This is a genomic window from Izhakiella capsodis (assembly GCF_900115045.1).
In the GTDB taxonomy this organism is placed as follows: domain Bacteria; phylum Pseudomonadota; class Gammaproteobacteria; order Enterobacterales; family Enterobacteriaceae; genus Izhakiella; species Izhakiella capsodis.
The window spans coordinates 104,638-116,100 of record NZ_FOVC01000006.1 but is presented as its reverse complement, the minus strand read 5'-3'; the positions used below and the strand labels follow the sequence as shown (position 1 = coordinate 116,100).

Here is an 11,463-nt window from a genome sequence, read left to right as displayed (position 1 = left end):
GGAGCTTGCAACAGCGAAGCGTCGCATTCAATTTGCAGGCCACAACCAGCTTCATCACTTATTCAAAATCGCTAACCGCATGTGTGATTGATAAACGCTCTTCAACCCGCCAGGCTCCTCGGTGAGAGTTCGATTCCAACTGTTTTACCACATTCTTCAATTATTCGGCGTACGAAGCGCCGACGATCGACGATGTTACTGCTGGCTGGTGATGTATTCAGGTGAGCGCAGTCACGGCGTCATTCTCTTCATGAAAGCCGTACGTAAAGAGGGGCTGCCAGACCTATTGCGCCAGCCAGCTGGCTATCTGCTGTTGGATACCTTCTGCATCCAGAAGATAATCCTGACGGATCTCTTCCTGAGTTCCCTGGGGGATAAACTCATCCGGCAGGCCAAGATTTAGCACCGGTAACGGCCTGCGTTTAGCCATGAGTAGCTCATTGACACCGCTGCCTGCACCTCCCTTGATAGCACCTTCTTCAAGAGTAATAAGCGCCTCATGGCTGGCGGCCATTTCCATTACCAGCTCTTCATCCAGAGGCTTGACAAAGCGCATATCCACCAGCGTGGCGTTAAGCTTTTCAGCAGCGATACGGGCTTCTGTCAAAAGGGTGCCAAAATTGAGGATAGCCAGCTTCTCACCGCGTTGTTTTACTTGTCCTTTACCCAGCGGCAGGGTGTTAAGTGTCTGGAAGTTTGCGCCGATACCTGTACCACGTGGATATCGCACTGCGCTAGGTCCCTCACGGTGATGATAGCCAGTGTAAAGCATCAGACGGCACTCATTTTCGTCGCTTGGCGTCATGATAACCAGATTGGGGATACAGCGCAGATAGGCGATATCGAATGCGCCCTGGTGGGTTTGCCCGTCTGCACCGACGATGCCCCCGCGATCAATAGCAAACATGACTGGCAGCTTTTGGATCGCGACATCATGTATTAACTGATCATAAGCACGTTGCAGGAACGTAGAATAAATGGCTACCACCGGATGATAACCGCCTATCGCGAGGCCCGCAGCAAAGGTAACCGCATGCTGTTCGGCGATCGCTACGTCAAAATAACATTGTGGATAGTCGCGAGAAAAGCGCACCATGCCGGAACCCTCACGCATCGCTGGGGTAATGGCGAGCAGTTTGGGTTCGCTGGCGGCCATTTCGCATAACCAGTCGCCAAATATTTTTGAATAGGTTGGCAGGCCCGGCTTACTTTCCGGCAGCGATCCACTCGCCGGATCGAATTTGGGAACGGCATGCCAGGTAATGGGATCTTTTTCAGCCGGAGCGTAGCCTTTCCCTTTTTTGGTCATAACATGCAGAAACTGCGGACCTTTGAGATTGCGCATATTGCTTAAGGTATGCACCAGAGCTAGCACGTCATGACCATCGATCGGGCCAATATAGTTAAAGCCTAGCTCTTCAAACAGCGTGCCCGGTACCACCATACCTTTAAGATGCTCTTCGGTGCGCCTGACCAGCTCTTTTATCGGCGGCAGGCCGGTAAGCACTTTTTTTCCGCTTTCACGCAGCCGGGAATAGATTTTACCGGAGAGGATTTGCGCCAGGTGATTGTTAAGAGCACCAACGTTTTCGGAAATCGACATCTCGTTATCGTTGAGTATCACCAGCAGATCGGCGCTGATATCGCCTGCGTGGTTCATTGCCTCGAAGGCCATACCGGCGGTGATCGCCCCATCGCCAATAATGCACGCGGTGCGGCGGCCTTTACCTTCTTTTTCAGCTGCGACTGCCAGGCCGAGTCCGGCGCTGATTGAGGTCGACGAGTGGCCGACACTCAGCACGTCATATTCGCTTTCATCGCGCCAGGGGAAGGGGTGCAGGCCGTTTTTTTGGCGGATAGTGCCAATACGATCACGTCGGCCGGTCAGAATCTTATGAGGATACGCCTGATGACCGACGTCCCACACCAGATGATCGAACGGTGTGTTGTAAACATAATGCAGCGCTACGGTTAGCTCAACAACGCCCAGTCCGGAGGCAAAGTGACCGCTGGATCGGCTTACGCTATCGAGTAAATACTGGCGAAGCTCATCACAGAGTTTTGGCAAGCTTTCTTTAGGCAGCAAACGTAATTCTTGCACCGTGCTTGCCAGCGCAAGCGTCGGGTATTTGGCGTTATCAAAACTCATTAGAGACTCATTATTATTTATCGCGTTCAATAATAAAGCTGGCCATTGCGCGCAGCGGTGCCGTGTTCAGCGACTGTCTGGCAAGAGTATCAAGCGCATCCAGGGACTCCTGATACAAATCCCACGCTTTTATCCTGGCCCTGTCAAGACCCATCAGGGCGGGATAGGTGCTCTTTCCTAAATCCTGATCGGCGCCCTGACGTTTACCAAGTACAGCGGTATCGCCGATAACGTCCAGAATGTCATCCTGCACCTGAAAGGCCAGCCCAATTGCGTTAGCGTAGCGATCCAGTATGGGTAGCGCAGCTTTGCCTGCATCGCCAGCGCACAGGGCGCCGAGTCGGACTGAGGCGCCGATTAGCGCACCGGTTTTATGGCGATGAATCTGCTCCAGTGCTGCGAGCGAAATCTGCTTGCCTTCGGCGGCGAGATCTAACGCCTGGCCGCCGCACATACCGGCTACGCCGCTAGCGCGGGCCAACTCGGAGAGCATTGCGATGCGCGTCTGGCTGTTAACGTCGGGTAATGGACTGTCCAGCAAAATGGAAAAGGCCAGCGTTTGCAGTGCGTCACCGGCCAGAATGGCGGTATCTTCGCCATACTTAACATGGCAGGTCGGTTGTCCGCGACGCAGCTGATCGTTATCCATCGCCGGAAGATCATCGTGAATCAATGAATAGGCATGAATGCATTCTACCGCTGCTGCCGGTACATCGAGACTTTGCAGATCGGCACCTAGCATGCTGCCGGTTGCATAGACCAGAAATGGTCTCAGACGCTTACCACCAAGCAACGCGCCGTATTTCATGGCTTCGACCAGCGGATGATCTTGCAATGGCAGCCCGACAAGATAGCGGTTTAATGCCGCGTTGATACGAGCCTGATGAGCGTCAATTAAATCGTTGAACTCCATCTACTCGGCATCCGGTGTAAACGGGGTGAGCGGTGCATCGCGATCGTCACTTAATAATATTTGTACTCGCTGCTCCGCCTGCTGTAGCTGTTGCTGCCCTGTACGGGCCAGTTGCACGCCGCGTTCGAATTCATTTAACGCCTCTTCCAGCGGTAGATCACCACTCTCCAGACGGGAAACAATCTGTTCCAACTGTTGCAGCGCATTTTCAAAACTGACGGGCTTTTCGGCTTTTTTAGGCATAGTGGCTTATCTGGCTCAGTCGTGATTTTCTATCCGGGAAGCACTCATGGTAGCTGACCCCAAATGATTAGCAAAACAATGGTTGATATAACAGATGAATAAGCAACGCTGTCACAAAAGTGGTATACTCGCGGCCCTTGAAGGCAAAGGGCCATGAGCCATTTTGCTCTACGCCTATTTTATCAGTTAAGTGGCAATAATTTTAGCCTCTAATCACCAGACGAATCTGCGCTGCTATGAAGTTTATTATCAAGCTTTTTCCAGAAATCACCATCAAAAGCCAGTCGGTACGCCTGCGCTTTATTAAAATCCTTACCGGCAATATCCGTAACGTGCTGAAAAAATTTGATGAAGATATCGCAGTGGTGCGCCACTGGGATCATATCACCGTTCGCGTAAAGGCACCGGAACAGCAAAAGGTGGTACGTGATGCGCTTACGCGTATCCCTGGTATTCACCACATTCTGGCGGTTGAGGATCGCGAATTTAGCGATGTTCACCATATTTTCGAGCAGGCGCTGACCCAGTATCGTGAGGCGATTGTTGGTAAATCTTTTTGCGTGCGGGTTAAGCGACGTGGTAATCATGAGTTCAGCTCACAGGACGTTGAGCGATACGTTGGTGGCGGGTTGAACCAACATGTTGAAAGCGCATGGGTGAATCTCAGCGCACCTGAAATCACGGTGAACCTGGAGATTGAGGACCGTCGTCTGCTACTGGTAACCGGCCGATATCCCGGTATTGGAGGATTTCCTATCGGCACCCAGGAAGATGTGCTGTCGCTGATTTCCGGTGGCTTTGATTCCGGCGTGTCGAGCTATATGCTGATGCGCCGTGGCTGTCGCGTCCATTACTGCTTTTTTAATCTTGGGGGCGCCGCCCATGAGATTGGTGTACGTCAGGTGGCGCATTATTTGTGGAGCCGCTTCGGTAGTTCTCACCGTGTACGCTTTGTTGCCATCAATTTTGAGCCGGTGGTCGGTGAGATCCTGGAAAAGGTGGACGATGGTCAGATGGGCGTAGTGTTGAAACGTATGATGGTCCGTGCAGCCTCTAAAGTTGCCGAGCGCTACGGGGTGCAGGCTCTGGTTACCGGTGAGGCGCTGGGTCAGGTTTCCAGCCAGACGCTAACCAATCTGCGCTTAATTGATAATGCTTCAGACACGCTGATCCTGCGCCCGTTAATCTCTCATGACAAAGAGCACATCATTAACCTGGCGCGTGAAATAGGCACCGAAGATTTTGCCCGCACCATGCCGGAATACTGCGGAGTGATTTCTAAAAAGCCGACGGTGAAAGCAGTGAAGGCAAAGATCGAGGCGGAAGAGGAACGGTTCGATTTTTCTATCCTCGACGCGGTAGTGGAAAACGCGACCAATGTTGATATTCGCGAGATTGGCAGCCAGGCTACCGGAGAGGTACCAGAGGTAGAAACCGTAGCGTCTTTCGGTCCACAAGATGCTGTGCTGGATATCCGCTCGCCCGATGAACAGGAAGATAAGCCACTGGCGCTGACCGGCGTTGAAGTTGAAGTCCTGCCGTTTTATAAATTGAGCACTAAGTTTGGCGATCTCGACCAGAATAAAACCTGGTTACTTTACTGCGCTCGTGGCGTCATGAGTCGCTTGCAAGCGCTCTATTTGCAAGAGCAGGGTTTTAAAAACGTGAAGGTTTACCGGCCCTGATGCTAGAGTAAACGCCGGCTTATGATCAAACCGGCGGAGTCAGTTAATCCTGGTAATTATAGATACCGGCAGCCAGAACCAGCTGAGCTGCCACGTCAGCGGCTTTCTTTTTTCCGACTAACAAATCTATAAGCTTCAGGGCAAAATCTATCGCTGTTCCCGGCCCCTGGCTGGTTAACAAGTTAACGCGCGGATCCCAGACAACGCGTTTTTCCATCCACTTGTCAGCCGGAATATTCTCTTTCAGGCCGGGGAAGCCAGTCATGTTGCCGAGCGGAAAAAGGTCGTGAGGAACCAGAACCGTGCCGGGTGCAGCGCAGATTGCGGCAACAATCCGGCCTGAAAGATGAAACTGGCGCACGGTTTCAATCAGCAACGGGCTGTCATGAAATGCCTGGGCGCCTTGCAGGCCGCCAGGCAGTACAATGGCGTCAAAGTTGCCGTCTGCTACCTCAACCAGCGCGACATCGACCAGCAGCTGCACGCCGCGCGAACAGCGAATCTTCAGTGAGCCATTACTGGCCACGCTGGCTGTGGTTACGCTGATACCTGCTCGCACCAGCAGATCGATAGTGGTAACCACTTCGGTTTCTTCACTGCCAGGTGCGAGACAGACCAGTACCGAGGCTTTCGTGCTCATAAAATTGCTCCTTACGCTTAATCAAATCGTACAGGCGGCTGTTCTCAGGTGCCGCCATGCCCTGAGCACGGGCGCGTCGGACCACATAGCCGTTGATATAATCAATTTCAGTGAGCCGCTGGGCACGAACGTCCTGCAACATGGATGAAAGGTTGTCTGCGGTACTTTCAATAATTTGCATGACGTAGTTGTACAAGTTTTCTTTGGAACTATGATAGCCCTCGCGCTCCATAATGTGTGCTATCTCGGCGCACAGTCGCAGAATTTCAGCCTGCTGCTCCTTTAATGCACCGTTGCGGCAATCGTACTGTACGCTCAGTGGATTGATAATGCAGTTAACCGCCAGCTTTTGCCAGGCGGCGGGGGCCACGTTGTTGTGCCATGCTACGTCTGGTAAAGCCTGATGCAACGGCTCCGCCAAATCGCTCAGTCGGGCAGCCGGGGCGGAGGTTGGGCCAATATGGGTGATACCGCTGGCGGTGTGAACGATCACGTGACCATCCCGGGTGGCCGCGTGAGTGGTCACGCCCTGCAAAATTGGCTGTGGCAGACCCCTTAGCTCTTCCAGAATGCCAAGACCGTTATTCAGCAGCAGGATTGGACAGGATGGAGCGATTAAAAATTCCAGATTCTTTAGCGCAGAGGCAACCTGCCAGGCTTTGAGGGTGACAATGAGTAAGCTGCTTTGATTAAGAAAATCGGGATCGTTGGCAACGTAAGTTCCATTACTGACGCTGCCATCCAGGTGAACCACATTGGCTGAACAATAAGGTTGCGTAACGCGTAGCCAGCCTTGTACCTCATGTCCCTGACTTTCAAGCGCGGTCAGCCATAACTGACCTAAAGCACCGCATCCCAGCACGGTAATTTTCATTTTCCCTCCCTCAGTTCGGGTTGGATCCACAACACATTTAATTATCGACCAGCAATTTCACTTACTGCGCGCATGGCGGTATTATGCCTGTCAATTTATATTCAGGAGAAAAATATATGCCATCCTTCGATATCGTTTCCGAAGTTGACATGCAGGAAGTGCGTAATGCGGTTGAAAATGCTAACCGTGAGCTGGCTACTCGCTTCGATTTTCGTAATGTGGAGGCCAGCTTCGCGTTTAAAGAAAAAGAGAAGAGCGTGTGCATTTCCAGCGAATCTGATTTTCAGGTTAAACAGCTGGTGGACATTCTGCGTGAGAAACTGCTCAAACGCGGCATTGAGAACGCGGCACTGGACGTACCGGAAAATATTGAACACAGCGGTAAAACCTGGAGTGTCGATGTGAAAATGAAGCAGGGAATTGAAAGCGATGTGGCGAAAAAACTGGTGAAGCTTATCAAAGACAGCAAACTCAAGCTGCAATCTCAGATTCAGGGAGAGGAGGTGCGGATAACCGGCAAATCACGCGACGATTTGCAAAGCGCAATGGCGTTAGTCCGCGGTGGCAATCTGGGACAGGCGTTCCAGTTTAAAAATTTTCGCGATTAAGCTCCTTCGCGCAGCCGTAGTAGGCTGCGCTGTTGCCCTGTGTCACAAGATGATAACGGTGCTGTGGAGCAATAACGGGTTTTGATTAGCACGGGATTAAATTCAGCAGTGCGCAATTTGCCACACTGTTCCTTCCCCCACAGGTGAGTAAAGCTCACCGCGCATGAATGCATATTATTGCGACGCTGGCGTGCGGAGAGGGTAACGTACACAGTCGGACAGCGCAGCGCCGGGTTATTTGTCAGTATATACGGTTCGCCAGTCTGCTTAGTCTTACCATCTCAACCTCCATTCATCATCCTATTCTTCCCTGTGCAACAAATAAGTTTCATCCCTTCAGCCGATAAGCTGCGCGGTAAGTTATTTGACACCGGCCCGGACGATATATGTGCGCCGGGCCGGAGTTTGTTAGTAACACGGTGTGTGGCTTAGTGAGGGCTGTTTCAATCAGGAATAAGTTGGAATTCATCCTGTTTGCGCTGATTCATAAATGGATACATCAGCTATTTATGGTGAAGGGATGATGCACGTTGCCGCGATTGAACGTGGCGATTAATCCCGGTGAAGACCTTTAGGTCCGGGGCTAATGTGCTGGGTTTGGCAAAACAGAATGGCCAGCGAGTCAACGCAGGAGATTGAAGCCGCTCGGAATGGAGTGAGTGGCATCACGCTTATTCACTCCTGCCGCTTTTAGTGTGATGAGTCGCCGGGTCTCATAAGATGGTGCCTGATTAACATCACCAGTTAAGCGCTTATTCGTCAGTGCCGACATACCGCCAGATCGGTCAATAGATTAGATGAAAGACGAGGTGATTTATGCAGACTCTGAAAGCCGCTATCGTAAAATCTTTTGGTGAACCGCTGGTTATTGATCAGATGTCGGTGCCTGACGTGGGAGCAGGACAAAATCTGGTAAGAATAGATGCTACGGGAGTCTGCCATACTGACCTTCATGCCGCTGAAGGAGACTGGCCCGTTTAGCCAAAACAGCCATTTATTCATGGTAATAAAGGCGTGGGTGAAGTTGTAGCTTCGGGCGCGGGCGCCACGTATCTCCACTTGGGTGAACGGGTTGTTATTCCCCGGCTGTACTCTGCTTGCGGGCATAGCGAACATTGTCTGGATAGCAGGGAAACCTTGTGCCATTCACCGCAGAATGTAGGTTATTCGGGCAAGGGTAGTTTTGCAGAAGACTGCCTGGCTGATGCCACTATGTTGGTATTCTGCCGGATAACATGAGTTATCTGGAGATTGCGCCGATTCTTTGCGCGGGGTGTGACCGTCTATAAAGGATTGAAAATGACCGATACCAGGCAGGAGATTGGATTGTTATTTCGGGGATTGAAGGGCTGGGTCACATGGCTATTCAGTATGCTGCAGCAATGGGGCTTACTGTGGCCGCTGGCGATATCGATGTTAGCAAATTGAAGTTTGCAAAATGTCCTGGTGCCAGTGTAGTTGCGAACGCACGCAGCGTCGATCCCGCTGAAGTTTTCAACGCGAATTCGGTGGAGCACATGGGATGCGGGTGACGGCGGTATCGCCGAAGGCGTATGAACAGGCTGTTGGCGTTATGCGCCGTGGTGCTTAACGGTTTGCCGCCGGGTAAATTCGACGGGTCAATTTTCGCCATGGACCTGGATGGCATTACCGTGCGCGGTTCTATTGTCGGGACGCGCAAGGATCTTCAGGGGGCGTTAGATTTTGCCGGCAGACATAAGGTTAAGGCCAGTATAACCGTAGAGCCATTGAAAAATATCAGTGATATTTTCGCCCATATGCCTGCCGGTAAAATTGAGGGCAGAATCGTCGTTGATATGAACATCTCATGAAGTGCGCCGCTGAGAAGGGCCACTAAACCGGACGACCAGATATATCTGAGTCGTCCTCTCTGAATTCCTCCGGCAATTCAGCAGCGGCTTTAGCGTCAGGTGCTGGCGACGAGCGCTTCCAGCTCAGGTCGGCTGATGACTTTGCTGTCAATTTTTACGTAGGCGCTTCTCTCTTCGGCAGCGATGAATACTGCAGAGACGCCGGGCTGAGCCTTGAGGCGCTTCTCCAGATGGTCAAAATCGACCACATCGTTAAGTACGATGCGCAGGCTGCTGACGTACGGCGGTTCATGCATGGTGATACTCAGCAGTAGCCAGGCTGAGGCAATAACTGCCCCAACGAGAAATACGGTCTGCGCCTCGAAGTTGCCGAATATCCAGCCACCGAGGCTACCCCCGATGGCAACACCGATGAACTGGCTGGTAGAATACAGTCCCATTGCCGTGCCTTTGTAGCCAGCAGGGGACTCTTTGCTCACCAGTGAAGGCAAAATAGCCTCCATCAGGTTAAAACCAATAAAGAACAACTGGACACCGAAAACCAATGTCCAGAAATGGTTACCCGCATGCCACAAAATGATTTCAGCCATCAACAGCAGCGCCACGCAGCCGATAAATACAGATTTCATTTTGCGTTTTACCTCTGCGTAGATGATAAACGGGATCACCATCACAAAGGCAACCAGCATGGTCACCAGATAAACTTTCCAGTGCTGCGAGGCCGGGAAGCCTGCTTGCTCAAACTGACCGGGTAGCGCAACAAAGCTCGACATCAGCAGAATGTGCAGGCAGAGAATACCAATATTTAACTTCACCAGCCGCTGATTAGTTAATACCTGACGAATAGAGCCCTTTACCATGCCGGACTCGCGGTTCAGCAGATGATGTTTGGCTGATGGAACCAGCATCAGGGTAATGACAATAGCGCAGCAGGCGAGAATGGCGATCATCCAGAAGAGGGCGTGCAGCCCGAAATAGTGAGTAATTACCGGCCCCAGCACCATAGCGATGGCGAAGGTGATGCCAAAAGAGATACCGATAAAGGCCATCGCTTTGGTACGATTTTGCTCGCGGGTAAGATCGGACAGCAAGGCCATTACCGCTGCGGCTATGGCACCGGAACCTTGTAATGCGCGGCCGAGAATTACCCCCCAAATACTCACGGTGCTGGCGGCGATAACGCTGCCCAGTACGAACAATAGCAGCCCGCCGACGATAAGGGGTTTACGGCCAATCCGATCGGATAACAGCCCGAAAGGGATCTGGAATACGGCCTGCGCCAGCCCATAAATACCAATGGCCAATCCGATTAATGTTTCACTTGCTCCTTGCAGCGCCATACCATAGGTTGTGAGTACCGGGAGAACCATAAACATCCCTAACATCCTGAGAGAGAAAACTGTTCCCAGGCCCCATGTCGCCCGTAGTTCGACCGACGTCATTTTATTATCGTTCATTACAACCTCAGTAATTCGCCTAACCGTATTTTATGCGTGAGTGCATGAGCAGTAAAACACCACTTATTAAGCAGTCGTTACAGAACGGTCCAGGGGGCCAAACAAAAAGGGCGCGATGGTCTATCGCGCCCTGATATCAGATTATTGGAGCGTTGGGTTTTACCGGACGAAGGTCAGCAAGTCTTTTGATGCTGGTGTCATAAAGTCTACGGACATCATGACGCTCAGTGAAGTAATGGCAACGATAGAGAATACGAACAGTTTGCGTGCCCATACGCGATCGTCATTCGCAGTTTTGTAACCGGAAAGCGCCATACCCAGCCACCAGACGCTGACTGCTGCTGCAACCACCAAATACTTATAACCGGCATAGCCACTGAGCGTCAGCATCAACGTTGCAACCATAAACGCCAGAATGTACAGCGTGATATGATTCTTCGCCACTGAAATGCCTTTGACGACGGGCAGTACCGGAATATTGGCGGCCTGATAATCTTTAAGACGGAAGATAGCAATCGCATATGAATGCGGCATCTGCCACAGGCTAAAGATCGCCAGCAGGATCAGTGCGCCGGCATCGAACTCGTGGCTAACGGCGCAATAGCCGATCACTGGAGGCGCCGCGCCGGAAAGACTGCCTATCAGCGTGCCGTAGACGGATTTGCGTTTCATGTAAAGGCTGTAAATGCCCACGTAAACCACAAAGCCTATCACCGCCAGCCACATGGCTAGCGGGTTAGCGCCAAAATACAGCAACGCAAATCCAGCAATACCCAGGATGGTTGCATAAACCAGGCTAACTTTCGGCGAAATGAGTCCTTTAACCAGCACCCGATTTCTGGTTCTCTCCATTTTTCTGTCAATATCGCGGTCGATTACGTTGTTATAAACGCAACCCGACGCCACAACCAGTGACACGCCAACCATGGTGGTGAGAAACAAGGTGTAATCGATGCTGCCCTTTGAGGCCAACAGGAATCCACCGATGACAGAAATTAAATTTCCGAAAATAATTCCTGGTTTTGTAACTTGCAGGTATCGCTTAATCATTACGGTAACTCG

The 11,463-nt window shown here is 51.6% G+C and carries 9 protein-coding genes and 1 pseudogene; 3 read left to right on the top strand and 7 right to left on the bottom strand.

All coding sequences use genetic code 11. The annotated features are described in order from the left end of the window. Positions 1 to 283: 283 nt before the first annotated feature. Genes dxs through xseB form a run of 3 tightly spaced genes read right to left on the bottom strand, consistent with a single transcriptional unit; the run spans position 284 to position 3,305 of the window. The gene (gene dxs / locus BM191_RS10405; protein ID WP_092877876.1) at positions 284 to 2,149 is read right to left on the bottom strand and encodes a 1-deoxy-D-xylulose-5-phosphate synthase; all 1,866 of its coding nucleotides are present in this window, start codon (positions 2,147 to 2,149) and stop codon (positions 284 to 286) included. Positions 2,150 to 2,162: 13 nt separating this feature from the next. Beyond that, on the bottom strand, positions 2,163 to 3,062 hold the full coding sequence (gene ispA / locus BM191_RS10400) for a (2E,6E)-farnesyl diphosphate synthase (protein ID WP_092877874.1): 900 nt from the start codon (positions 3,060 to 3,062) through the stop codon (positions 2,163 to 2,165). After that, positions 3,063 to 3,305, bottom strand: coding sequence for an exodeoxyribonuclease VII small subunit (xseB, locus tag BM191_RS10395; protein ID WP_092877872.1), 243 nt, complete (start codon positions 3,303 to 3,305; stop codon positions 3,063 to 3,065). Positions 3,306 to 3,541: 236 nt separating this feature from the next. Between xseB and thiI the strand changes: the two genes are divergently transcribed. Then, positions 3,542 to 4,990, top strand: a complete 1,449-nt coding sequence (thiI, locus tag BM191_RS10390) for a tRNA uracil 4-sulfurtransferase ThiI (RefSeq protein ID WP_092877870.1) — start codon at positions 3,542 to 3,544, stop codon at positions 4,988 to 4,990. A gap of 43 nt (positions 4,991 to 5,033) precedes the next feature. On the opposite strand, the gene yajL is transcribed toward thiI, so the two are convergent. Both yajL and panE read right to left on the bottom strand, forming a co-directional pair. Further along, positions 5,034 to 5,630, bottom strand: coding sequence for a protein deglycase YajL (gene yajL, locus BM191_RS10385; RefSeq protein WP_092877868.1), 597 nt, complete (start codon positions 5,628 to 5,630; stop codon positions 5,034 to 5,036). Further along, positions 5,584 to 6,504, bottom strand: a complete 921-nt coding sequence (panE, locus tag BM191_RS10380) for a 2-dehydropantoate 2-reductase (RefSeq protein WP_092877866.1) — start codon at positions 6,502 to 6,504, stop codon at positions 5,584 to 5,586. Before panE ends, yajL begins: the two co-directional genes overlap by 47 nt. Before the next feature lie 116 nt (positions 6,505 to 6,620). On the opposite strand from panE, the gene BM191_RS10375 reads away from it, so the two are divergent. Beyond that, positions 6,621 to 7,112, top strand: a complete 492-nt coding sequence (locus BM191_RS10375) for a YajQ family cyclic di-GMP-binding protein (protein ID WP_092877864.1) — start codon at positions 6,621 to 6,623, stop codon at positions 7,110 to 7,112. 816 nt (positions 7,113 to 7,928) lie between these two features. Continuing rightward, positions 7,929 to 8,944, top strand: a pseudogene (locus tag BM191_RS10370) (zinc-dependent alcohol dehydrogenase). Positions 8,945 to 9,039: 95 nt separating this feature from the next. Here BM191_RS10370 and BM191_RS10365 read toward each other — a convergent pair. Together BM191_RS10365 and cyoE are read right to left on the bottom strand one after the other, a co-directional pair. Next, positions 9,040 to 10,401 (bottom strand): MFS transporter, encoded by a 1,362-nt coding sequence (locus BM191_RS10365; RefSeq protein WP_092877862.1) that lies wholly within the window; start codon positions 10,399 to 10,401, stop codon positions 9,040 to 9,042. A 159-nt stretch (positions 10,402 to 10,560) separates the two neighbouring features. Further along, entirely contained in the window at positions 10,561 to 11,451 is an 891-nt protein-coding gene (cyoE, locus tag BM191_RS10360; RefSeq protein WP_092877860.1) for a heme o synthase, read from the bottom strand. Between the last annotated feature and the right edge of the window lie 12 nt (positions 11,452 to 11,463).